The 22,306-nt window shown below is 73.6% G+C and carries 19 protein-coding genes and 2 pseudogenes; 14 read left to right on the top strand and 7 right to left on the bottom strand.

All coding sequences use genetic code 11. The annotated features are described in order from the left end of the window. Nucleotide 1 precedes the first annotated feature (1 nt). Nucleotides 2-1,468: an aldehyde dehydrogenase family protein gene (locus tag ACIP4O_RS05360; RefSeq protein ID WP_401571727.1), complete on the top strand. Its 1,467-nt coding sequence runs from the start codon at nt 2-4 to the stop codon at nt 1,466-1,468. Continuing rightward, on the top strand, nt 1,461-2,423 hold the full coding sequence (locus tag ACIP4O_RS05355) for an aldehyde dehydrogenase family protein (RefSeq protein WP_401571725.1): 963 nt from the start codon (nt 1,461-1,463) through the stop codon (nt 2,421-2,423). Before ACIP4O_RS05360 ends, ACIP4O_RS05355 begins: the two co-directional genes overlap by 8 nt. 469 nt (nt 2,424-2,892) lie before the next feature. Here ACIP4O_RS05355 and ACIP4O_RS05350 read toward each other — a convergent pair whose 3' ends face one another. Then, the gene (locus ACIP4O_RS05350) at nt 2,893-3,339 is read right to left on the bottom strand and encodes a hypothetical protein (protein WP_401571722.1); all 447 of its coding nucleotides are present in this window, start codon (nt 3,337-3,339) and stop codon (nt 2,893-2,895) included. A 100-nt stretch (nt 3,340-3,439) separates the two neighbouring features. Between ACIP4O_RS05350 and ACIP4O_RS05345 the strand changes: the two genes are divergently transcribed. Further along, nucleotides 3,440-4,138 carry a uridine kinase gene (locus ACIP4O_RS05345; protein ID WP_401571720.1) on the top strand — a complete coding sequence of 233 codons (699 nt, stop codon included), beginning with the start codon at nt 3,440-3,442 and terminating at the stop codon, nt 4,136-4,138. A gap of 327 nt (nt 4,139-4,465) precedes the next feature. Here the strand turns inward: ACIP4O_RS05345 and ACIP4O_RS05340 are convergent, their stop codons facing one another. Then, a complete protein-coding gene (locus ACIP4O_RS05340) occupies nt 4,466-5,266 on the bottom strand; it encodes a SigE family RNA polymerase sigma factor (protein WP_361331388.1) in 801 nt (266 codons plus the stop codon). Nucleotides 5,267-5,563: 297 nt separating this feature from the next. Between ACIP4O_RS05340 and ACIP4O_RS05335 the strand changes: the two genes are divergently transcribed. The 5 genes from ACIP4O_RS05335 to ACIP4O_RS05315 all read left to right on the top strand — a co-directional run bounded on the left by ACIP4O_RS05335 (nt 5,564) and on the right by ACIP4O_RS05315 (nt 9,832). Next, nucleotides 5,564-6,241, top strand: coding sequence for a response regulator transcription factor (locus ACIP4O_RS05335; protein ID WP_030998865.1), 678 nt, complete (start codon nt 5,564-5,566; stop codon nt 6,239-6,241). Next, nucleotides 6,238-8,028, top strand: a complete 1,791-nt coding sequence (locus ACIP4O_RS05330; RefSeq protein ID WP_401571716.1) for a sensor histidine kinase — start codon at nt 6,238-6,240, stop codon at nt 8,026-8,028. Before ACIP4O_RS05335 ends, ACIP4O_RS05330 begins: the two co-directional genes overlap by 4 nt. A gap of 67 nt (nt 8,029-8,095) precedes the next feature. Beyond that, nucleotides 8,096-8,656, top strand: coding sequence for a hypothetical protein (locus ACIP4O_RS05325; RefSeq protein ID WP_401571714.1), 561 nt, complete (start codon nt 8,096-8,098; stop codon nt 8,654-8,656). Nucleotides 8,657-8,909: 253 nt separating this feature from the next. Beyond that, nucleotides 8,910-9,503, top strand: a complete 594-nt coding sequence (locus ACIP4O_RS05320) for a VanZ family protein (RefSeq protein WP_401571712.1) — start codon at nt 8,910-8,912, stop codon at nt 9,501-9,503. Nucleotides 9,504-9,613: 110 nt separating this feature from the next. Continuing rightward, nucleotides 9,614-9,832: a PspC domain-containing protein gene (locus tag ACIP4O_RS05315; protein WP_401571709.1), complete on the top strand. Its 219-nt coding sequence runs from the start codon at nt 9,614-9,616 to the stop codon at nt 9,830-9,832. Nucleotides 9,833-10,104: 272 nt separating this feature from the next. Here ACIP4O_RS05315 and ACIP4O_RS05310 read toward each other — a convergent pair whose 3' ends face one another. Then, entirely contained in the window at nt 10,105-11,274 is a 1,170-nt protein-coding gene (locus tag ACIP4O_RS05310; protein ID WP_401571706.1) for an adenosine deaminase, read from the bottom strand. Between the two features lie 121 nt (nt 11,275-11,395). Between ACIP4O_RS05310 and ACIP4O_RS05305 the strand changes: the two genes are divergently transcribed. From ACIP4O_RS05305 to ACIP4O_RS05295, 3 genes and pseudogenes are all read left to right on the top strand, one after another. Continuing rightward, entirely contained in the window at nt 11,396-12,145 is a 750-nt protein-coding gene (locus ACIP4O_RS05305; protein WP_401571703.1) for an alpha/beta hydrolase, read from the top strand. Beyond that, entirely contained in the window at nt 12,142-12,621 is a 480-nt protein-coding gene (locus ACIP4O_RS05300) for a hypothetical protein (protein WP_401571700.1), read from the top strand. The genes ACIP4O_RS05305 and ACIP4O_RS05300 overlap by 4 nt, the downstream gene beginning before the upstream one ends. A gap of 192 nt (nt 12,622-12,813) precedes the next feature. Continuing rightward, nucleotides 12,814-13,817: pseudogene (locus tag ACIP4O_RS05295) on the top strand (helix-turn-helix domain-containing protein). 39 nt (nt 13,818-13,856) lie between these two features. Here ACIP4O_RS05295 and ACIP4O_RS05290 read toward each other — a convergent pair. Further along, a pseudogene (locus tag ACIP4O_RS05290) lies at nt 13,857-15,188 on the bottom strand (hypothetical protein); the annotation flags it as partial. 138 nt (nt 15,189-15,326) lie between these two features. On the opposite strand from ACIP4O_RS05290, the gene ACIP4O_RS05285 reads away from it, so the two are divergent. Continuing rightward, the gene (locus tag ACIP4O_RS05285; RefSeq protein ID WP_401571697.1) at nt 15,327-15,758 is read left to right on the top strand and encodes an ATP-binding protein; all 432 of its coding nucleotides are present in this window, start codon (nt 15,327-15,329) and stop codon (nt 15,756-15,758) included. Between the two features lie 222 nt (nt 15,759-15,980). Here the strand turns inward: ACIP4O_RS05285 and gdhA are convergent, their stop codons facing one another. Then, nucleotides 15,981-17,312 (bottom strand): NADP-specific glutamate dehydrogenase, encoded by a 1,332-nt coding sequence (gene gdhA / locus ACIP4O_RS05280; RefSeq protein ID WP_361331370.1) that lies wholly within the window; start codon nt 17,310-17,312, stop codon nt 15,981-15,983. 126 nt (nt 17,313-17,438) lie between these two features. Continuing rightward, on the bottom strand, nt 17,439-18,335 hold the full coding sequence (locus tag ACIP4O_RS05275) for a LysR family transcriptional regulator (RefSeq protein WP_361331368.1): 897 nt from the start codon (nt 18,333-18,335) through the stop codon (nt 17,439-17,441). A 324-nt stretch (nt 18,336-18,659) separates the two neighbouring features. On the opposite strand from ACIP4O_RS05275, the gene ACIP4O_RS05270 reads away from it, so the two are divergent. Both ACIP4O_RS05270 and ACIP4O_RS05265 read left to right on the top strand, forming a co-directional pair. Next, nucleotides 18,660-19,925, top strand: a complete 1,266-nt coding sequence (locus tag ACIP4O_RS05270) for an MFS transporter (protein ID WP_401571694.1) — start codon at nt 18,660-18,662, stop codon at nt 19,923-19,925. A 314-nt stretch (nt 19,926-20,239) separates the two neighbouring features. Continuing rightward, nucleotides 20,240-21,241: a sigma-70 family RNA polymerase sigma factor gene (locus tag ACIP4O_RS05265; RefSeq protein ID WP_401571692.1), complete on the top strand. Its 1,002-nt coding sequence runs from the start codon at nt 20,240-20,242 to the stop codon at nt 21,239-21,241. 94 nt (nt 21,242-21,335) lie between these two features. Here ACIP4O_RS05265 and ACIP4O_RS05260 read toward each other — a convergent pair whose 3' ends face one another. After that, nucleotides 21,336-22,241 carry a DUF3152 domain-containing protein gene (locus ACIP4O_RS05260; protein ID WP_401571690.1) on the bottom strand — a complete coding sequence of 302 codons (906 nt, stop codon included), beginning with the start codon at nt 22,239-22,241 and terminating at the stop codon, nt 21,336-21,338. Between the last annotated feature and the right edge of the window lie 65 nt (nt 22,242-22,306).

Below are 22,306 nucleotides of genomic sequence, written 5' to 3'. Positions count from 1 at the left end.
CATGGCACACGAGACCCCTTCCGCCGGGCCCGCTCCGGCCTTCACCGACTACGCGCCCGCGCCCGAGTCGCGCGCCGCCGTCGAACTCGCCTCCTCCTACGGGCTGTTCATCGACGGCGAGTTCACCGACGCCGCCTCCGGCAAGGTCTTCAAGACCGTCTCCCCCGCGAGCGAGGAGGTCCTCTCGGAGGTCGCGCAAGCGGGCGAGGAGGACGTGGAGCGCGCGGTCGCCGCCGCGCGCCGCGCCTTCCCCGGCTGGGCCGCGCTGCCGGGAGCCGAGCGCGCCAAGTACCTCTTCCGCATCGCGCGGATCGTGCAGGAACGGGCGCGCGAACTCGCCGTCCTGGAAACGCTCGACAACGGCAAGCCCATCAAGGAGACGCGCGACACGGACATTCCGCTCGTCGCCGCCCACTTCTTCTACTACGCGGGCTGGGCCGACAAGCTGGAGCACGCGGGCTTCGGCCCGGCGCCGAAGCCGCTCGGGGTCGCGGGCCAGGTCATCCCGTGGAACTTCCCGCTGCTCATGCTCGCGTGGAAGATCGCGCCCGCGCTCGCGGCGGGGAACACGGTGGTCCTCAAGCCCGCCGAGACGACCCCGCTGAGTGCCCTGTTCTTCGCCGATATCTGCCGGCAGGCCGGTCTGCCCAAGGGCGTCGTCAACATCCTTCCCGGGTACGGGGACGCGGGCGCGGCCCTCGTCGCGCACCCGGACGTGAACAAGGTCGCGTTCACGGGCTCGACGGCGGTCGGCAAGCAGATCGCCCGCACGGTCGCGGGCTCGCGCAAGCGCGTGACGCTCGAACTCGGCGGCAAGGGCGCCAACATCGTCTTCGACGACGCGCCCGTCGAGCAGGCCGTCGAGGGCATCGTGACGGGGATCTTCTTCAACCAGGGCCAAGTGTGCTGCGCGGGCTCGCGGTTGCTGGTGCAGGAGTCGGTGCACGACGAGGTCGTGGACGCGCTCAAGCGGCGCCTCACCACCTTGCGCGTGGGCGACCCGCTCGACAAGAACACCGACCTCGGCGCGATCAACTCGGCCGAACAGCTCGACCGCATCACGCGGTTGACCGGCCAGGGCGAGGCGGAGGGCGCCGAGCGCTGGAGCGCCCCGTGCGAACTCCCGGGCTCGGGCTACTGGTTCGCGCCGACCGTCTTCACGAACGTCACGCAGGCGCACACCGTCGCCCGCGAGGAGATCTTCGGCCCCGTCCTCTCCGTCCTCACCTTCCGCACCCCGGCGGAGGCCGTCGCCAAGGCGAACAACACGCCGTACGGGCTCTCGGCGGGCATCTGGAGCGAGAAGGGCTCCCGCATCCTCGCCGTGGCCGAGAAGCTGCGCGCGGGCGTCGTGTGGGCCAACACCTTCAACAAGTTCGACCCGACCTCGCCCTTCGGCGGCTACAAGGAGTCGGGTTACGGCCGCGAGGGCGGCAGGCACGGCCTGGAGGCGTACCTCGATGTCTGAGAAGTCCACGAAGACGGAGAAGCAGGCGAAGGGCGGCCACAGGACCGCCCCGAAGGCGAGCGCCCCGGCGCCCCGGCTCGGCGTCTTCAAGACCTACAAGCTGTACGTCGGCGGGAAGTTCCCCCGCAGTGAGGGCGGCAGGGTGTACGAGGTGAGCGACGCGCACGGCGAGTGGCTGGCCAACGCCCCGCGCTCGACCCGCAAGGACGCGCGTGACGCGGTCGCGGCGGCGCGCAAGGCGTTCGCGGGCTGGTCGGGCGCGACGGCGTACAACCGGGGCCAGGTCCTGTACCGCGTCGCGGAGATGCTGGAGGGGCGCGCCGAGCAGTTCGCGCGCGAGGTCGCCGAGGCGGAGGGCCTGGACCGGGACGCCGCGCGCGCCCAGGTCGACGCGGCCGTGGACCGCTGGGTCTGGTACGCGGGCTGGACCGACAAGCTCGCGCAGGTCGTGGGCGGCGCGAACCCGGTCGCGGGGCCGTTCTTCAACCTGTCGACGCCCGAGCCGAGCGGGGTCGTCGCGGTGCTCGCGCCGCGCGAGTCCTCGCTGCTCGGTCTCGTCTCGGTGCTCGCGCCCGTGCTCGCGACGGGATGCACGGCGGTCGTCGTGGCGAGCGAGGAGCGCCCGCTGCCCGCCCTCTCGCTCGGTGAGGTCCTCGCCACGTCGGACGTCCCCGGCGGCACGGCGAACATCCTCAGCGGCCGGATCGCCGACCTCGGCCCGACGCTCGCCTCGCACCAGGACGTCAACGCGATCGACCTCACGGGCGCGGAAGGCCAGGAGGCCGTGGACCTGGAGATCGCGGCGGCGGACAACCTGAAGCGGGTCCTGCGCCCCTCGGCGCCCGCCGAGGACTGGGCCGCGACACCCGGCCTGCGCCGCATGACCTCCGTACTGGAGACGAAGACGGTGTGGCACCCGACCGGCTCCCTGGGGGTCGCGGGCTCCTCGTACTGAGCCCCGCGGACCGCGCGTCCGCCCCTGTGCGGGCCGGCCCCGACCTGGGGACGGCCCGCACAGCCATACGTCAACGCGGGGGTGCCGGGGCGCGGGCGGGAGCAAGCCGGGCCTCCGCGAGGTGAGTGAGCACTCACCCTCCCGCAGAACCTGACTCTCCGCACCACGTCAGCCTGTGGATAACCCCGCTTTGCGCCATCGAAACAGAAAACGTCTCACTCTTCCGAGTGGCGACCGTGACGAGTTTCGCGAAGTTGTCCACAGATTCGGGCGGAGGGGGCGGAAAGCGGCGGTGGAGGCACGAAAACGCGAAAGACTTGTTGTGGGGTGCCCCCCTGGGAGGGCGGGGGCTGTCTTGTGAGGGTCACCCCCAGCGGCTCCCCCCAGCAACCAAACCCCGTCCCGCACGACCCGCCCCACCGCCCCCGACCAGCCTCACCGCCCCCGCCCAGCCCCACCCATCCCCCCCTCAGCCCCCGATCCCCAGCGTGTGCACGACCTCCCCCGCCACCGGCAGCTCCGCCAGGCTCGCGCCGCTCGTGACCGGACCCGTGAGGTCCGTCGTGCCGACCGGCTTGAAGTCGGCCACCTGCGTGCCGACGCCGTTGGCGAGCGGGTCGGTGCCGGTGCCCGCGAGGGGGTCGAGCTGGAGGTTCGTGACGCCGCCGAGGCCGTACGTGGTCGCCGCCTTCAGGCCCTGGCTCGCGCCGCCCAGCGCGGCCTGCGTGTCGAGCTGCTTGCCCAGGCCGGGGGCGAGCGAGCCCAGGTCGGGAGCGACCGTGCCCAGGTCCGGGGCCGCCGCGCTCGCGCTCGCGGCCGCGCCGCCGAGTGCCGCGCCGGCGACGGCGATACCGAGTCCGGCTCGCAGGAGGGCGCGCGAGGAGGACGAGGTCTTTGCGTGTCGTGCTGCTGCCATGACTGCCACCTGCCGGTTCGTTACGTGAGCGTGTGCGCACGCAGCGTAGGCGAGGTGTCGGTCGGGTACCAAAGCGCGCCCCGGCGGGTCGGGCCGACGGGTGCATGCCGCACACTGGTTCCTCGTGAGTCCCCATCCCGCCGTACCGGTCCGGGTCGTCCTGCTCGCCGGGCCCTCGGGCTCGGGCAAGTCGTCCCTCGCCGCCGCCTCCGGTCTGCCCGTCCTGTCCCTGGACGATTTCTACAAGGACGCCGACGACCCGACCCTGCCGCTCGTCGCGGGCCAGGGCCCGCAGCGCGACATCGACTGGGACTCGCCGCTGTCCTGGGACCGCGAGCGGGCGCTCACCGCGATCGGCGAGCTGTGCCGCACCCGGTCGACCGAGGTCCCCGTCTACTCGATCGCCGAGAGCACCCGTACGGGCACGGAGACGCTCACGCTCGACCGCACCACGCCCCTCTTCATCGCCGAGGGCATCTTCGCCGCCGACATCGTGAACCGCTGCCGTGAACTCGGCGTGCTCGCCGACGCCTTGTGCCTGCGCGGACGCCCGAGCACGACGTTCCGGCGGCGGCTCCTGCGGGATCTGCGCGAAGGCCGCAAGTCCGTGCCGTTCCTGCTGCGCAGGGGCTTCCGGCTGATGCGTTCCGAGCGGGCGATCGTCCAGCGGCAGGCGGCGCTCGGCGCGCATCCCTGCGGCAAGGAGGAGGCGCTGGGACGGCTGGCCGCGGCGGCCTGCGCGCGGGGGCCGGTGGGCCCGGTGGTACGGGAACCGGGGGCGGCGCGGACCGCGGGCTGAGCCTGTACCGGGGCATCCGCGGCTTCCGGCCGAGGGGCACGTGAGGGAACGGCTGCAGCGGGAGAGCCGCCGACGCCGGAAAGGGCCCGGAAACGACCCCGGAAACGGCGGCGGGACCGGAAGGCCCCCCAGCCCTCCGGTCCCGGTACGGCAACCACCCCCGTGGTCGCGACGCCACCCCCGTGGCGCCCCGTGCCTCCCCCGTGTCCGCCGCCCGTCCCGGACCCGTACTCCCCCGTACGTGCCCCGGGCTCCCCCGTGCGGCGGACCCTCCCCCGGTTCCCCCCGTTCCTCCCCCTCTTCCCTCCCCCGTTCCCCCCGCAGTCCTCAGGCGACCAGTTCGCCGAAGGACTCCTCGCGGTCACGGTCGCGGCTGAGCGCCTCGTCGTCGCGCAGCCGGCGCAGGCTGCGCCAGATGCTCGACTTGACCGTGCCGACACTGATGTCGAGGATCTTCGCGATCTCCGGGTCGGTGCGGCCCTCGTAGTAGCGGAGGACCAGCATCGTGCGCTGGAGTTCGGGCAGCCGGGCGAGCGCCTGCCACAGGACGGTGCGCAGTTCGGTGCCGCGCATCGCGTCCGTGTCGGTGGCCGTCTCCGGCAGTTCCTCGGTCGGGTACTCGTTGAGCTTGCGCCGCCGCCAGGCGCTGATGTGCAGGTTCGTCATGGTGCGGCGCAGGTAGCCGCCGACGGCGGCCTTGTCGGTGATGCGGTCCCAGGCCCGGTACGTCGAGAAGAGGGCGCTCTGGAGCAGGTCCTCGGCCTCGAAGCGGTCCCCGGTCAGGTGGTAGGCCGTCGCGTACAGGGAGGCCCGGCGCTCCTGGACGTAGGCGGTGAACTCCGCCTCGTTCGCCCGGGTGCGCTCCCCCGAGTCCCCCGTGCTCTCCCCGTACGCGACGCTCCGGTCCGCCTCGTTTCCCCCGCGGGGAACCGGAGCCACGTCCACCGGCGTCCCCAGCAGGGGATGCGGTGCACGACCGGTCCCGCGGCCTCGTCCTCGTGCGCCCCCGGGCTCATGGCTCCGCTCGAACAAGGACACGGTCGCGGCACCGGAGGTCTCAGTCCGCGCGGCGTAGTCGTGCAGCCGGGTGATCACCGCACCGCCCGTGGTGCTGTGCCGAGTGCTCATCGCGCGCCTCCGTCCTGAGGTGTGAGTGGTTCTGCCGCGAGGCGTTCCGCCGCCCTTGCGGCCGGCCGGTGCGCCCCGTGTGCCAAGAAGACTGCCAACCCCAGTTCATGACCGTGTCCGCCGACTGTCACAGACCTGTCACAGCGCCTTCTCGCACGCGCGTCCACAAGGCTCCCGCGTACGCGCGTGCCGCTCGGGCCGTACGGAGGGGCAGGCACGCGCGCCCCCCTGGGCACAGGCCCCGCGTCCCGGGACCCGGAGGTCGAAGTCCGGGCGGTCGTGGGACAGAATGACCGGGTGCCTTCCCTGTTGCTGATCGAGGACGACGACGCCATCCGTACGGCCCTTGAGCTGTCCCTGACCCGCCAGGGGCACCGCGTGGCCACCGCCGCCACGGGCGAGGACGGGCTGACGAAACTGCGCGAAGAGCGACCGGACCTGATCGTTCTGGACGTCATGCTGCCTGGAATCGACGGCTTCGAGGTGTGCCGTCGCATCCGCCGCACCGATCAGCTGCCGATCATCCTGCTCACCGCGCGCAGCGACGACATCGACGTGGTGGTGGGCCTGGAGTCCGGGGCCGACGACTACGTGGTCAAGCCGGTGCAGGGGCGGGTCCTGGACGCGCGGATTCGCGCGGTGCTGCGACGCGGGGAGCGCGAGTCGAGCGACTCGGCGGTCTTCGGGAACCTCGTCATCGACCGTTCGGCGATGACGGTCTCCAAGGACGGCACCGAACTCCAGCTCACCCCTACCGAGTTGCGGCTCCTGCTCGAACTGAGCCGCCGCCCGGGGCAGGCGCTGTCACGGCAGCAACTCCTGCGCCTGGTCTGGGAGCACGACTACCTCGGTGACTCACGCCTCGTGGACGCGTGCGTGCAGCGGCTGCGCGCCAAAGTCGAGGACGTCCCGTCCTCGCCGAAGCTCATCCGCACGGTGCGCGGGGTCGGTTACCGGCTGGACGCGCCGCAGTGAGGCGAGGCGACGGCGCACGGCGGGACGACGGGGCGGGACGACGGGAGGAAGACGCGGGGCGACGGGACGACAGCGCGGGGCGGCGGGAGGAGGTCGGGAGCGCGCCCGGGAACGGCCGGTCGCGGCGGTTTCCCGGCTCGGGCGTGCGGTTCACGAGCCTGCGCCTGCGGCTCGTCCTCGTCTTCGGCCTCGTCGCGCTGACCGCCGCCGTCTCGGCCTCGGGCATCGCGTACTGGCTCAACCGCGAGGCGGTCCTCACCCGTACCCAGGACAACACGCTGGACGACTTCAAGGAGCAACTGGCGAGCCCCGACCGGACGGTGCCGCCCGGCCCGACGCGCGAGGACCTGGCGCGCACGGCCCGCGCGATGTCCCGCTCGGGGCAGCACTACGACGTCGTACTCGTCGATCTCGACGCCAAGGGCCATACGGTCACCGGGAGTTCGGCGCCGGGCTCGTTCTCGCTCGGTGACGTACCGGACACGCTGAAGGAAGCCGTCGCGCGCAAGCAGAAGCTCACGGCGACCAACAAGGCCTCCTCGCACCTGTACTGGCAGCGGGTCGATGCGCAGGGCACCCCGTACCTCATCGCGGGCGCCGAGGTGAGCGACGGCGGCCCGACCGGCTACCTGCGCAAGTCGCTCAGCTCCGAGGCGGACGATCTGGAGTCCCTCGCCTGGTCGTTGGGGATCGCGACGACGCTCGCGCTGCTCGTCGCGGCGCTCCTCGCGCAGGCGGCGGCCACGACCGTGCTCAAGCCCGTGCACCGCCTCGGGATCGCGGCGAAGCGGCTCGGCGAGGGCAAGCTCAGCACACGGCTACGGGTCTCGGGAACCGACGAACTCGCCGAGCTGTCCCGTACGTTCAACGACGCGGCGGCGGCCCTGGAACAGCGTGTCGCGGACATGAGCGCGCGCGAGGAGGCGAGCCGCCGCTTCGTCGCCGACATGTCCCACGAACTGCGCACCCCGCTCACGGCGATCACCGCGGTGACCGAGGTCCTTGAGGAAGAGATCGACACGCTCGACCCGATGATCGAGCCCGCGGTACGGCTCGTGGTGAGCGAGACGCGGCGGCTCAACACGCTGGTGGAGAACCTGATGGAGGTGACCCGCTTCGACGCGGGCACCGCGCGGCTCGTCCTCGACGACGTCGACATCGCCGACCAGATCACCGCCTGCGTCGACGCGCGCGCCTGGCTCGACGCGGTCGAACTCGACGCCAAACGCGGCATCATGGCGCGCGTCGACCCGCGCCGCCTCGACGTGATCCTCGCCAACCTCATCGGCAACGCGCTCAAGCACGGCGGTTCCCCGGTGCGGGTCTCGGTGCGGGTCGAGGGACCCTCGTTGGTGATCCGGGTACGGGACCACGGCCCCGGCATCCCGGAGGACGTCCTGCCGCACGTCTTCGACCGCTTCTACAAGGCCAGTGCCTCGCGCCCCCGTTCGGAGGGCAGCGGCCTCGGCCTCTCGATCGCGCAGGCCAACGCGCACATCCACGGCGGCGACATCACGGCGGCCAACTCTCCTTACGGAGGCGCGGTGTTCACGCTGCGGCTGCCGAGGGACGGCGGCGAGGCGGACCCGGAGGACGGCGCGGACGACGGCGGCCCCGCGAACCTCGTGGACGGCGTCGACGACGGGGACGCGGATGCGGGCACGGATACAGGTACGGGCGCGGGGACGAGTGCGGAGTCGAGGAGCGGCGCGGCGGGTGCGGGGCACGGGGTGGACCACGGTGGGGCGGGCGGCAAGGGCGGCGGTGGCCGTGCGGCGGGGCGCTGACCCCGCGGGGAGCGCTCCCCCCGGGGCGCCGCGCCGGTCCCGTACCGCCGTCGTGCGCTCCTGCGGCGTGCTCGCCGGGCTCGGGCTGCTGCTCGCCGGGTGCGGCATCAGGCCGACCGAGGTACCGACGGACGCCGGACCGGCCCCCTCGCGGCTGCCCTGCGTGCTCGACGAGGACAGCGTCTCGCAGCCGCCGGGCACGACGCCCGCGAAGGTCTATCTCGTGTGCGGGGCACAGCTCGTGGTCGTGAACAGATACCTCTCCGAGCCGTCCGGCCCCGGCCCGCTCCCGGTGGCGCGGCAGCTGCTCGACCAGCTCCTCCCGCAGCCCTCCGGGGCCGAGCGGCTCGCCCACTTCACCTCCGCCGTGCCGAGCGGCACGGCCCTCTCCGGGCCGCGTCCGGGCGACCCCGCGCGCACCCTGCGCCTCACCGTCGACCCCGCCGCCCTCACGGGCCCGGGGCTCGCCCAGCTCGTGTGCACCCTCGGCGAGAGCGCGGCGGCCACGGCGCGGGGCACGGTGCTGCTCGGGGGCCCCGGGGAGAGTCCGGTACGGGCGTACGAGTGCGACCGCGAGCTGCGCGGGAATCCGGCGCGGACACCGGTGCCGACGGTGCCGGTGCCGTAGCGGGGGCTCGCGCGGGGCGCCTGTTGGCGCGGCCTGCCGGCGTCCCGACGGCGTGCGGACGGCGTCCCGACGGCGTGCGGACGGCGTCCTGACTGCGTGCTGGCTGCGTGCCGGCTGCGTCCTGAGAGGCTCGTGGCGGGCCGCGTATCGGGGGCGGTTCCCGCGATGGGGCGGGTGCTCGCGTGAGGACGCCCACACGGCCGCCGGGACGTGGGCCGGAACCGGGCGAGGCCGGGGGCGCGTCCTTGGAGGCGTGGAGCAGCCAGGGCCGGACGGCGGGGCGCGGACCGCTCATTACCGCGCGGCGGGAGTCGTACTCCTCGTCGCGCATCTGGTGTTCGTCGGCTGGTACGCGCTGCGGCCGCTCGACGTGCCGTGGGTGAGCGCGCCGAACACGACGCCGTTCGCGACGGTCCGCGCCGACCTGGCGCTCGGTTTCCCGGGCGCGGTGCGGCCGCTGGCCGCCGGTCTCGGGCTGCTCGCCCCGCTCGGGGTGCTGCTGCCGCTCGTCGGGGGCCGCGTCGCGGTCTCGGCCTTCGCCTCGCTGTGCCGGACGACGCTGGCGGCCGGGGTACTCGCGATGCTCCTGGAGATCGCGCAGACAGGAGTGCCGGGGCAGACCGTGGACATCGACTCGGTACTGCTCGCGATCGCGGGAACGGCGACGGCTCATCTCCTGGTCGTACCGGCCGTCCGTCGCAGGACCAGGAACCGGCGCGGCACTCCCTCCGCGGTACCCCCTCCCCTCCGCCCCGAGGAGGAGATCCCTGAGTACTCCCAGGGGTGTCCCGGAGGGCTTTCTCAGGGTTCGACCCCGAGAATTCCCAGGGTCGGTACGGCACCTTAGGGGGATGCTCGTCCCGCTTCGTCCCCGTAGCGTGGAAGGTGTCGGGGGACGCGGACGCGTCCCCGCCGGGGCCGGTCGACGGCTCCGTACCTTTCACGGAGGAGCCCACCATGAGCAACACACCCCTGGTCCGCCCCACGCGGGGCCGCATGATCGCCGGCGTCTGCGCCGGCCTCGCCCACCGCTTCGGCATGTCCCCCACCACGATGCGCGTCGTCTTCGTCGCGTCCTGCCTCCTCCCCGGCCCCCAGTTCATCGTCTACCTGGCCCTGTGGGTCCTGCTCCCGAGCGAGAAGAAGGCGAGCGGCGGAGCGCACCCGGCATGGTGAGGCGCGCGGCGCGGCGAGGGAAGCACGTCCCCGGCCGTTCGGGGTGCGCCTCCGGTGGGGCGGCGACTCCGGGCGGGCGAGAGCGGCGGCGGGACAGCCGGGGGCGGCTACGGAACGTGAGCGAGCGAGCCCAGTGCGCGCAAGCGCTCGTACTCCCGGTGGCACCCTGTGTCGGAGGCGGGCCCCTGCGGCGACCCGCCGAGGACCTCGCGGGTGAGTGAGTACTCACCCACTCAGCCGCCCCCCTTCTCCCCCGGGCTCCGCGCGGCCCCTCAGGCCCCCTGGAAGAGCCATTCCGCGCGCAGTTCGGCGTAGCGCGGCTTGATGACCTCGTTGATCATGGCGAGGCGCTGATCGAAGGGGAGGAAGGCGGACTTCATGCCGTTGACCGTGAACCACTGGAGGTCGTCGAGGGTGTAGCCGAAGACGTCGACGAGGTGCCCGAACTCGCGGCTCATCGTCGTCCCCGACATGAGGCGGTTGTCGGTGTTGACGGTGCAGCGGAACTTGAGGCGGCTCAGCAGGCCGATGGGGTGTTCGGCGTAGGAACTGGCGGCGCCGGTCTGGAGGTTGGAGGTGGGGCACAGCTCCATCGGGATGCGCTTGTCGCGTACGTACGAGGCGAGCCGGCCCAGCGAGACCGTGCCGTCGTCGGCCACGGTGATGTCGTCGATGATGCGGACGCCGTGGCCGAGCCGGTCGGCGCCGCACCACTGGAGGGCCTCCCAGATCGAGGGCAGGCCGAAGGCCTCACCGGCGTGGATCGTGAAGTGGTTGTTCTCGCGCTTGAGGTACTCGAAGGCTTCGAGGTGACGGGTGGGAGGGAAGCCCGCCTCGGCGCCGGCGATGTCGAAGCCGACGACGCCCCGGTCGCGGTAGGTGTTGGCGAGCGTCGCGATCTCCAGGGAGCGGGCGGCGTGCCGCATCGCGGTGAGCAGCGCGCCGACCTTGATGCGGTGGCCCTCGGCGGCGGCGAGGCGTTCGCCCTCGCGAAAACCGTCGTTGACGGCCTCGACGACCTCTTCGAGGCCGAGCCCGCCTTCGAGGTGCTGCTCGGGCGCGTACCGGACCTCGGCGTACACGACGCCGTCGGCGGCGAGGTCCTGGGCGCACTCGGACGCGACCCGGAAGAGGGCCTCGCGCGACTGCATGACGGCGGTCGTGTGCGCGAAGGTCTCCAGGTACCGCTCCAGGGAGCCGGAGTCGGCGGCCTCGCGGAACCAAATGCCGAGCTTTTCGGGATCGGTCTCGGGGAGCCCCGAGTACCCGGCCTGGCGCGCGAGTTCGGCCACGGTCGCGGGCCGCAGTCCGCCGTCCAGGTGGTCGTGGAGCAGCACCTTGGGGGCGCGCAGGATCTGGTCGGCTGTGGGCAGCGCGCGGGCGGCCTTGACGGCACGGTCGGTGGCCGCGCCCGGGGTGCCGGTAGGGCTGGGGCGTGTCATGGCGGCACTCTAACCGCCCCTCGCCTACGCGCGTAGACGAAGGGCCGGAAACGTGCGCCGATATCCAACAGTGACCGTGCGGACGGGCAGCCTCCGGTCTCGTTTCTGTCAAGGTTCATCCATGGCACAGCGAACGACGCCCGAGGACGAACCCCGCCTGGGGCGGATGACGGGAGCGGGCCCGGAGGCGGTGAACGCCGTCGTCCTGGTGCTGCCCTCGCGGACGGGACGGGCCGGTGACGGTTTCGGTACGGGGGCGACGGTGCGGCGCCTCGCGCGGGCGCTCGCGCGGCGCGGCGCGAGCGCGGGGCTCGCCACGTACACCGTGCGGGTGCCGGGCGGCGGGGACCCGGTGGACTCCGTGGAGCGGGCGGCGCGGTGGGCGGCGGACGAGAGCGTGCGGCGGCACGGAGACGTACCGCTCGCGCTCGCGGGCGCGGGGACGGGGGCGCGCGCGGCGCTGCGCGCGGCCGGGCACGAGGCGGTCACGACGGTGCTCGCGCTCGCGCCCCGCCTCCCCGAGGACGACGACCCGGTGGCGGAGCCCGAGCCGGTCAGGCACCTCGCGGGCCGCCGCGTCCTCCTCGTCCACGGCACCGACGACCGCCGCACCGACCCCGAACTCTCCTTCCGCCTCGCCGAGCGCGCGAAGAAGGCGAACCGCGACGTGTGCCGCTTCGAGGCCCATACGGACGGCCACTCCCTGCGCCGCTACCGCTCCGAAATCCTCGCCCTGTCCTGCGACTTCACCCTCGGCTCCCTGTGCGGCCTGCCCTACGCCCGCACGGTCGAGGACGCGCTCGCGGCTCCACCGCCGCTGGGCCTGCGGATGCCGCTGGCGGCGGGGTTCGGGGAGACGCTGCGGGGGTGACACCTGTGCTGACGACGGCGCTCGCGGTCCTCGGCACGCTCCTCGGCGCGACGGTGACGGGGGTCTTCCAGCACTTGGCGGCGGGCCGTACGGAGCGCTCGGCGGCCCGCGCGCGGTCGAGACAGGACGCGCTCGACGCGGTGGCGGACCTCGCGTCGGCCGACTCGGCACATCGTCAGGCGCTGCACACGCGCCTGGAGGCCAAGCTCTTTGGCACGGCGGCCGACGCCGAACTGTTCGAGCTGCGCACGGCTTCGCACGTCACGAGGGCCGCCACGAAGCGCCCGTACACCCTCGTACGCCTCCTCGTCCCGGACCCGGGGGTGAGGGCAACGGCCGACGCGATGATCACGGCGACGTACGACATGGTGGACGCGACCACACCCGCCGAACTGGACGCGGCCCAGGAACGGTCACGTACGGCGCACGACCGCTTCATCGACACGGCGGCGGAGTTCTTCGCGGCGGAACGCTGAAGCGGGCGGGCCCGGAGCCGTGGCCGCGCGAGGTCGGCCTGCCCTCGGGCGCGGACGCCGCCGCCGAGCCCACTCGACGGGGAGGCGTTCCGCGTGCTCCTGACGGGCCGGTACCGTCGTGAGTGCGGCGGCCCGTCATGATTCGTGTCGCCGCGACTCTTCGGCTCTGAGTGGCGAAAGGGACGTGGCGTGATGCTCGACGAAGCGGAGGAGATCGGCCGGCGCGTGCGGCGGGCGCGACTGCGGCTCGGGATGCCGCAGGCCGATCTCGCGGCGGCGCTCGGGAAGACGCAGGGCTGGGTCTCGCGGGTCGAGCGGGGACACATCGAGCTGGACCGGGTGAGCCTGCTCCATCACATCGCGGCAGAACTCCACGTACACCCCAACGACTTGATCGGCCGCCCGTACAACACCTCGCCCGCCGAGAACCAGTGGCAGGCCGCCGCCGCGTCCATCCTGCGCGAACTGCGCCGCTACGACCTCGCCCCCGTCTTCGACGGCACGCCGCGCGACGCCGCCCGCCTGTGGGAGGAGACGGCCCGGCTGCACCGCTTGCGGGACGCGGCGGCGAACACGTCGATCCTCCGCGTACTGCCCGATCTCCTGCGGGAGGCCAGGGCATTGGCCGAGGTCAGTGACGGCCGGGAGCGCGAGGAGGCGTACGGCGTGTACGCGGTCGCCTGCAAGTTCGCGCACACGGCCGCGCACGCGCTCGGGCACCCCGAACTGATCGCCATGACGTGCGAGCGCGCGGCCTGGGCGGCGGCCCGCTCGGGGGACCCCGTGCTTCCCGCCGTGACGGACTGGATGCGGGTGTGGCGCGCCCCGTCCACGACCGCCACTCACTCACCTTCTCGGCGGGCAACGTGCACCTGCACGCGATCAGCGTCGCGATGGAAATGGGCGATCACACAAGGGCGTTGGCCATAAACCGCCGCACCCCTCCTGCCCTCCTCGAAGCCCTCCCCCACTCCCGCAGGGGCCACCACCACATGGACCTCGCCCGCGCGTGGATGTGGGACGGCCACCGCGACAACGCGCTGCGCGAACTGGAGACGGCCGAGCGCCTCGCCCCCCAGCTCATCCGCAACCACCCCCTCGCCCGCGCGACCCTCCGCACCATCGTCCACGCCGAACGCGCGGCCACCCGCGAGCGCTTGCGCAGCATGTCCAACCGTTTCCACCACGGCGGATAAGCGCCGCCCACGAAAGACGCCGCCTCCGCGCCCCCACCACTTCGCCGCCGCCACCTCCCGTACCCGCACTCCCAGCTCCCTGACCGCCCGCACCCGCGCGTGCGGCTTCAACTGGCGGCGGAGGGTCGCGAAGTGTTCGTCGCCCCGGGCCGTGGAGACGTGTGCGTACGTGTCGAGGAAGTGGGACCAGGAGGTGCAGGCGGCGTCCAAGTGGCCGAGCCGGTACTGACGTTGGGCGAGCAGGGCGTAGGCGTGGGCCCTTGACTGGCGTTCCTGCGGGGGCTGGACCGCGATCGACTGTTCGAGCGCCGTGATGCTGCCCGTCCAGTCGGACTCCTCGGCCAGGACGTGGGCGACGTGGAAGAGGTAGGCCGTGCGGTCGTAGCCGCCGATCGCATCGCGGCGGTTGTCGGCGCGCGCGAGGGCGGTTTCCGCCGCGTGGAGGTGGGTGTGGGCGCGGTGGCGGTCGCCGGTGAGGGCGGCGGCGTGCGCCTGCTGGCCGCGCAGGAAGGCGAGAAGGCGGGGTCCTGCGGAGGGAGCCGCTTCGGCGGCCGAGTCGGCCAGTTCGAGGGCGAGTTGGCCGTGGCGCAGGCTGGACGCCTGGAGCGACATGCCCCGTAGCGTGCGGCTGTACGTCAGCCGGTCGTCGGCGGCTTCCGCGAGGCCGAGGGCCCTCACGTAGTACGTCTGGCCCAGGCCGTGGGCGTTCTCGTACATCGCCATCCAGCCGGTGAGGTACGTGAGGTCGGACGCGGCGGCGAGCATGTCGCGCCGGACGGACTCGGGGCCGGCGGCCCGCAGCCAGGGGCCGACCGTGTTGACGAGGAACGCCGCCGCCATGGGGCGTGCGTGGCCCGCGCCGAACTCGTCGAGAATGTCGGCGATGCGACTCGTCATGCTCTGTACGGCCGAGACCTGGGCGGGGCCGATGCGGGCCGTCGCGGCGGCACCCGCCGTGGAGGCGTGCGCGCTCTGCTGGAAGGCGGGGACGGCGAGCGCGGCGGAGAAGAGGGTGGTCGCGAGGACCGCGCGGCGGGACGGGTCCATGTCGGCGCGGCTCAGGTCGATCAGCGCCTCGATCGGGTCGGACGGCAAGTCAACTGGGCCGGAACGGGGTTCGAGCCCGGCCTCCTCGTGCGTCACCGGCCTGCCGAGCCGTGCCGACAGCGCCTCCACGATCAGCGGGCGAACCTCGGTCCTCGGTGGCGTTCCCGCGACCCAGTGCGCGACGGCCGTGCGGTCGTACGTGAGATCCAGGCCCGCCTGCGGACCGAGCCGGTTCACTTGACGCGCCACCTGTGTCCGCGTCCACTGGGCCTCGGCGATCAGGGCGGCCAGTCGCGTACTCGGGATGCGCTGCTTACGAGCCATGCTCAACTCCCCGCGGAAGTAGGGCGTTCACGGTGTTCACGGTCACGCGGCCCCACCACCGTACCGCCGCAGGGTCATCAGACGGTTACCTCTCGTGAGTAACCCCGACTTCGTCAGCTCTCACGGGACCGGACACCCATGCCCCAGCGCGAAACCCTGCTGAACCACCACCCCGTAGGCGCCTCCGGCGTGGGCCCGCCCGCGTATCACGAGATCCTGCCCCGCACCGAGGAGTCGGCCGAGGTCGCCAGACGCCTCGTCCGGCATGCGCTCGCCGCCTGGGGTCGCCGCCCGCTCACCGGGCCCGCCACGCTCGTCGTCTCGGAACTCGTCGCGAACGCGGTCACCCACGCGTGCGGCGAGGTCGTACGCGTCGCCGTGACGCGGCTCGACGGCGGCGGAGTCGAGATCGCCGTCTCCGACTCCTCGCGCGCCCGCCCCGTCCGCCGCACTCCTGCCCCGGACGCACTCACTGGACGCGGGCTGCTCCTGGTCGCCGCCTTCGCCGAACGCTGGGGCTCGGAGCCGAAGCCGTGGGGCAAGCGCGTCTGGGCGGAGGTGCGGGCATGAGCATCCCGCCCCGTGAAGAGTGCCCCCGCTGTGCCGAGTTGAGGCGGCAGGAGGTCGCTGCCGAAGCTGTCGGGGACTATTCGCGGGCCGTGGACTGCCGCGTACTCCTCAAGCGGCATCCGCGGCACCCGCCCCGCGAGCCCGCGTAGGCGCGGGCGGGCCAGCCCCTCGTGGGCTCCCCGCGCCGGGCCCCCAGCAGGTCGACCGGCGCGGGGAGTTGGGTCAGATCAGGCCCTGGGCCAGCATCGCGTCCGCCACCAGTTCGAAGCCCGCGATGTTCGCGCCGACCACGTAGTTGCCCGGGGCGCCGTAGCGTTCCGCGGTCGTGTGGCAGGAGTCGTGGATGTGGCGCATGATCTGGGCCAGGCGCTCCTCCGTGTAGGCGAAGGTCCACGAGTCGCGGGAGGCGTTCTGCTGCATCTCCAGGGCGCTCGTGGCGACGCCGCCCGCGTTGGCCGCCTTGCCGGGGGCGAAGGCGACGCCCGCCTCCTGGAAGACGCGGACGGCCTCGGGTGTCGTCGGCATGTTGGCGCCCTCGGCGACCGCCTTCACGCCGCCCCGCACGAGCGTGCGCGCGTCCTCCTCGGTCAGCTCGTTCTGCGTCGCGCAGGGCAGCGCCACGTCGCAGGGCACGTTCCACACACCCGTCCCGGGGACGAAACGCGCGCCGCGGCGCTCCGCGTATTCGGAGATCCGGCCGCGCCGCACCTCCTTGATCTCCTTGAGCAGGGCGAGGTCGACGCCCTTCTCGTCCACGACGTAGCCGTCCGAGTCGGAGCAGGTCAGGACGGTCGCGCCGAGCTGCTGGGCCTTCTCGATCGCGTAGATCGCCACGTTGCCCGAGCCGGAGACCGCGACCGTCTGCCCGTCGAGCGACTCGCCCTTGGTGCGCAGCATCTCGGCCGTGAAGAGCACGCAGCCGTACCCGGTCGCCTCGGTGCGGGCCTGGGAGCCGCCCCAGGTGACGCCCTTGCCGGTGAGCACGCCGGACTCGTGGCGGTTGGTGATGCGCCGGTACTGGCCGAAGAGGTAGCCGATCTCCCGGCCGCCCACGCCGATGTCGCCCGCGGGGACGTCGGTGTACTCGCCGATGTGGCGGTGCAGTTCGGTCATGAACGACTGGCAGAACCGCATGATCTCGGCGTCCGAGCGGCCCTTCGGGTCGAAGTCCGAGCCGCCCTTGCCGCCGCCGATCGGCATCCCGGTGAGCGCGTTCTTGAAGATCTGCTCGAAGCCGAGGAACTTCACGATGCCGAGGTTCACCGAGGGGTGGAAGCGCAGTCCGCCCTTGTACGGGCCGAGCACGCTGCTGAACTCGACGCGGAAACCCCGGTTGACGTGGATGTCGCCGGAGTCGTCCATCCACGGCACCCGGAAGACGATCTGCCGCTCCGGCTCGCAGAGCCGCTCGATGATCCGCGCGTCGACCAGCTCGGGCCGCCGTTCCAGTACCGGGTCGAGCGTCTCCAGGACCTCTCGTACCGCCTGGTGGAATTCGTGTTCGCCGCGGTTGCGGCGGAGGATTTCGGCGTACAGCGGCTCGACGAGAGTCATACGGGCAACCTTCCGTGGATCGGCATCGCGCGTGTGGAGGCGCCCCGTCCCGGGGGCGCCGACGGCCCCCCTCGCCATTGAGGACGTCCGTTGTGACACTCACATTGTCCCAACGGCCCGCCCTCTTTACCCCTCCCCCCTCGGCAGCAGCTTTCCCCGCCTGCCCAGGAGGAACTGCTTGAAGGCCGCGACGGGCGCCGTGTCCGGCGCGCCCTCGCGCCAGGCGAGGCCGATCTCGCGGACGGCGCGGGGCGCGGCGATGCCCAGCTCGACGACCCCCGGGCGCGGCACGGCGGGCGGCGGCAGCAGGGCCACGCCGAGGCCCGCGGCGACGAGTCCGCGCAGCGTCTCGGCCTCCTCCCCCTCGAAGGCGATACGGGGCCGGAAGCCCGCCTCCGCGCAGAGGTCGTCCGTGATCCGGCGGAGCCCGTAGCCCGGTTCGAGTGTCACGAACGTCTCCCCGGCCGCCTCCGCGAGCCGGACCCGGCGGCGCGTGGCGAGGGGGTGGTCGTCGGGGACGACGAGGTGCAGGCGCTGTTCGTCGATACGGCGGGCGACGAGACCGGCCTCCCGCGGGACGGGCGAGGTCAGGCACAGGTCCAGCTCTCCCGCGCGCAGGCGTTCGAGCATCGCCTCGCCGTAGTTCTGCACGAGGGAGAAGCGCACGCCCGGGTGGTCGGCGCGGAAGGCGCGCAGGAGTCCGGGGACGGTCTCGGGGCCGAGCGTGTGCAGGAAGCCGAAGGCGACCTTGCCGGCCGCCGGGTCCGCGTCGGCCCGTACCTCGTCCGCCGCCCGCTCCACCTCGCCCAGCGCCCGTTCCACGCCCGTCAGGAACGTCCGCCCGGCGGGCGTGAGCGCCAGCGTCCTGCCGCGCCGCGCGAACAGCGCGACGCCCAGGTCCTCTTCGAGGCGCGCGAGCGAACGCGACAGCGTCGACTGCGGCATGCGCATCTCGTGCGCGGCCCGCGTCACGTGCTCACTGCGCGCCACGCCCAGGAAGTGCGCGAGGCGCGGGGCGAGCACGGTGGCCCAGGACTCGGGGTCGAGCGCGGCGACGGGACGGGAGGGCGGATCGGGGGGCGGGGGAAGCGGGGGTGGCAGCGGGGGAAGCGGGGGCGGGCTGGTCACAGGTGTCCTCGCAGAGGGATGCGGCACGGGTCGGGCAGGGTCTCGGCAGGGGTACGCCAGGGATGGGGTCGGGCAGGGTCTCGGCAGGGGTGCGCCGGGGATACGTCCGTGGCCGGCACTGCCCCGTACCGGCCCCTGCCTGCAGTCATGCTGCCATGGATCGTTTTCCGCGTTTCCATGCATTGGACGCATGAGTGCGAAGCTCCGTACGTTCGGCTCATGCCCGCCGTCAGTACCGAGGCGCCCGCGGCCCCGCGCCCGGACGCCCTCCGCCCCCTCACCCCCGCCGACTCCCCCGACCGCCGTCTGCACCCCGGCGGCCCCGGCTTCCGGCGGATGTCGCTCGCGCTCTTCCTCGCGGGCGTCGCGACCTTCGCGCTCCTCTACGCCACGCAGGCCCTGCTCCCGCTCCTCTCCGCCGGCTTCCACGCGAGCGCGAGCGACACGAGCTGGACCGTCTCGGCCGCGACCGGCGCCCTCGCACTCGCCGTCGTACCGCTCAGCGCCCTCTCGGAGCGCTTCGGGCGGCGCACGATGATGACCGCCGCGCTCTGCGTCGCCGTACCGCTCGCGCTCCTCGCCCCCTTCGCTCCCGGCCTCGGCGCCCTCATCGCCCTGCGCGCCGTGCAGGGCGCCGCGCTCGCCGCGCTGCCCGCCTCCGCGATGGCCTACCTCGCCGAGGAAGTACGGCCCAAGGCGCTCGTCGCCGCGATCGGGCTCTTCGTCGCGGGCAACAGCGTCGGCGGCATGAGCGGCCGGGTCCTGACCGGCTGGGTCGCGCAACTGTGGGGCTGGCGCGCGGCGGTCGGCGCCGTCGCGGTCCTCGCGCTCGGCTGCGCCCTCGCCTTCCGCGCCCTGCTGCCCGCGCCCCGCCACTTCGCGCCCGCGCCGCTCGCACCGCGCGCGCTCCTGCGGACCGTACGCGGCCACCTCGCGAACCCGCTGCTGCTGCGGCTGTACGCGATCGGCGGGCTCTTCATGACCGTCTTCGGCGCGGTCTACACGGTCATCGGCTACCGCCTCGCCGCCCCGCCGCTCGCGCTCCCGCAGGGCCTCGTGGGCTCGGTCTTCCTCGTCTACCTCGTCGGTACGGGCTCCTCCGCCGCCGCCGGACGGCTCGTGCGGCGCACCGGGCGGCGCGGCGCGCTCTACCTCGCGGCGGGCACGACGGCGGCCGGGCTCCTCGTCTCGCTCGGCGGCCCGCTGTGGTGCGTGCTGCCGGGGCTCGTGCTCGTGACGGCCGGTTTCTTCGCCGGGCACGCGGTCGCCTCCTCGTCCGTGAGCGACACGGCGCGTACGGGCCGCGCCCAGGCGTCCGCGCTCTACCAGTCCGCGTACTACCTCGGCTCCAGCCTCGGCGGCACGCTCGGCGCGAGCGCGTACCACGCGGCGGGGTGGGGCGGCACGGTGCTCCTCGGGCTGCTCGCGGTGGCGGGCGTCGTGGGCGTGACGCTGCTGGGGACGGTGGCGGCGCGGCGGGGGTGAGCGACGGGACCGGGCGGGGCGGACCGGCGCGGGGCGGACCGGCGCGGGGCGGACCGGCGCGGGGCGGACCGGCGCGGGGCGGACCGGCGGGGGGCGGACCGGCGCGGGGCCCGTACCCGTACCGCAGGCCGCCCCGTACCCGTGCCGCAGGTGCCCCGTACCCGCAGCTCCGTACCCCACCTCCCGTCCCCCGCACCGGAATTCGTGCGAACAAGGGCCGTTGTCAGTGGGCTCCTGTAGCGTCCGCAGGACCGTCGTCGCGCCGGTGCGGGGGCGGGTCTTCCACATGCTTTTTTCCGAGCCGGGGGTATGTCGTGGGCGAGGCGGGGGCGACCGTGACGGACGCGCGTCTTGAGGAGTACCGCAGGGAGTTGACGGGCTACTGCTACCGGATGCTCGGTTCGCCCTTCGAGGCCGAGGACGCGGTGCAGGAGACGATGGTGCGGGCGTGGAAGGCGCTCGACTCCTTCGAGGGCCGTTCCTCGCTGCGCTCGTGGCTCTACCGCATCGCCACCAACGTCTGCGTCGACGCGCTCAACGCCGGCAAGAGGCGCGCGCTCCCCATGGACCTCACCTCGCCGCAGCCCGCGGCGAGCGCCGTCCTCAAGGCGCGCCCCGAACCGACGTGGCTGGAGCCCGTGCCCGACGCGAAGGTGCTCCCGGCCAATCCGGCCGACCCGGCGGAGACCGCCGCGCTCCGCGACTCCGTGCGCCTCGCCTTCGTCGCCGCCCTCCAGCACCTCCCGGCCAAGCAGCGCGCGGTGCTCATCCTGCGTGAGGTCCTCGCCTGGCGGGCGCAGGAGGTCGCCCAGCTGCTCGACACGACGGTCGCGGGCGTCAACAGCGCCCTCCAGCGCGCCCGCGCGACCCTCGCCGAGCACCCCGTGCGGCCCAGCGACCCCGTCGCCCCGCTCGACGCCGCGCAGCGCGCGCTCCTCGACCGGTACGTGGCCGCCTTCGAGGGCTACGACATGGAGGCCCTCACGGCGCTGCTCCACGAGGACGTCGTGATGTCCATGCCCCCGTACGACCTGTGGCTCGTCGGCCCGGAGAACTTCACGGGCTGGATGCTCGGCACCGGCTCCGTCTGCCGGGACTCGCGCCTCGTCCCGACCGTCGCGAACGGCGCCCCCGCCTTCGCGCACTACCACCCGGAGCCGGACGGCTCGGGCTTCTCGCCGTGGGCGGTGCAGGTCATGGACCTGGACGCCGGCCGCATCAAGGGCGTGCACTGCTTCCTGGACACGGCCCGCTGGTTCCCGCTCTTCGGGCTCCCAGCGCGGCTCGACGCGGAGGGGAGGGGAGTCGCGGGCTGAGGGGGCAGGGGGTACGGGGTGCGGGGCGGCCCGGCTCGTGCGCGGCGCGGGGCCCGCTCGTAAGGGGCGCCCGGCTCGTACGGGCCCGTCCGGGTCACGGCACCGAGGGGCCGCCCAGGTACGTCCCGTTCCTGTCGTACGGCCACGCGTTCGGCGCGCAGCCCTTGAGGCCGTAGATCTGCTGCATCATCGCGGGCGCGGGACGTCCGGGGCCGGGGCAGGTCTCGTGGCCGTGGCCGATGCGGTGGCCGACCTCGTGGTTGATGATCAGCGCGCGGTACTCCTCCACCGGGCCCGAGAACTCGGGTGAACCGGTCAGCCAGCGCTTGAGGTTGACGATGACCTGGCTGCCGACGTCGCAGTTGACCTCGCCGTGCGTGTCGAGCCCGGCCTGTCCGCACAGGTGGTCCACCGTGTCGGGCGTCGCGATCTTCACGTCGAAGTCGTGCGGCCCCGAGCCGACGAGTTGGAAGGAGTCGCGGCCGTCGGCCGTCCAGCCGCGCGGGTCGGCGAGCACACGCTCGATCTGGCGCGCCGCCTCGTTCGCCGCTATGCCGCTGCCGCCCTCGACCTGCACGGTGTACCGGCGCACGGTGGCGCCGTGCCCGACGAGCCCGCCGCTCGCCGAGGCGGTGGTGAAGAGGCCGGTGCCGCTCTTCGGTCCGGGGTCCGGGGATTCGGGGGCCTCGGGAGACGCCTTGGGGGACGTGGACGGCTTCGCCTTCGCGGATTCGCTCGCCCCGGGCGAGGCGCTCGGCCTGCCGCGCGCCTCGGTGCGGACCGCCTCCGGCGAAGGGCTCGTACGGGACGTGTCCGCCGTCCGCGCCCGCGCACCCCCGTCGCCGCCGTGGCCGCCGCGCGCGACGAGACCGGCGGCGAGCAGGGTCACGACGGCGAGCGCGGCGAGTCCGAGCAGGCGTTGCCTGCGGCTCGTGGTCTTGCGGCGCTCGGCGCGGCGGGCGGAGCGGGAGCCGCCGGCGGCGGATTTCGTGTGGCGCATGGGGCGGGCCGGGTTCCTCGGTGTCGGCGACGGGGCCGCTCCAGGCTGCACAGCGGGCGTCACCG

This window comes from Streptomyces sp. NPDC088923 (genome assembly GCF_044749745.1).
Taxonomy (GTDB): Bacteria; Actinomycetota; Actinomycetes; order Streptomycetales; family Streptomycetaceae; genus Streptomyces.
This window is presented reverse-complemented; position numbering and strand designations above follow the sequence as displayed.

Excerpts from the sequence above, each read along its gene's own strand:
- ACIP4O_RS05360 (WP_401571727.1), top strand. The coding sequence starts at position 2 with ATGGCACACGAGACCCCTTCCGCCGGGCCCGCTCCGGCCTTCACCGAC.
- ACIP4O_RS05355 (WP_401571725.1), top strand. The coding sequence starts at position 1,461 with ATGTCTGAGAAGTCCACGAAGACGGAGAAGCAGGCGAAGGGCGGCCAC.
- ACIP4O_RS05350 (WP_401571722.1), bottom strand. The coding sequence starts at position 3,339 with ATGGCAGCAGCACGACACGCAAAGACCTCGTCCTCCTCGCGCGCCCTC.
- ACIP4O_RS05340 (WP_361331388.1), bottom strand. The coding sequence starts at position 5,266 with ATGAGCACTCGGCACAGCACCACGGGCGGTGCGGTGATCACCCGGCTG.
- ACIP4O_RS05315 (WP_401571709.1), top strand. The coding sequence starts at position 9,614 with ATGAGCAACACACCCCTGGTCCGCCCCACGCGGGGCCGCATGATCGCC.
- ACIP4O_RS05310 (WP_401571706.1), bottom strand. The coding sequence starts at position 11,274 with ATGACACGCCCCAGCCCTACCGGCACCCCGGGCGCGGCCACCGACCGT.
- ACIP4O_RS05305 (WP_401571703.1), top strand. The coding sequence starts at position 11,396 with ATGGCACAGCGAACGACGCCCGAGGACGAACCCCGCCTGGGGCGGATG.
- ACIP4O_RS05285 (WP_401571697.1), top strand. The coding sequence starts at position 15,327 with ATGCCCCAGCGCGAAACCCTGCTGAACCACCACCCCGTAGGCGCCTCC.
- gdhA (WP_361331370.1), bottom strand. The coding sequence starts at position 17,312 with ATGACTCTCGTCGAGCCGCTGTACGCCGAAATCCTCCGCCGCAACCGC.
- ACIP4O_RS05270 (WP_401571694.1), top strand. The coding sequence starts at position 18,660 with ATGCCCGCCGTCAGTACCGAGGCGCCCGCGGCCCCGCGCCCGGACGCC.
- ACIP4O_RS05260 (WP_401571690.1), bottom strand. The coding sequence starts at position 22,241 with ATGCGCCACACGAAATCCGCCGCCGGCGGCTCCCGCTCCGCCCGCCGC.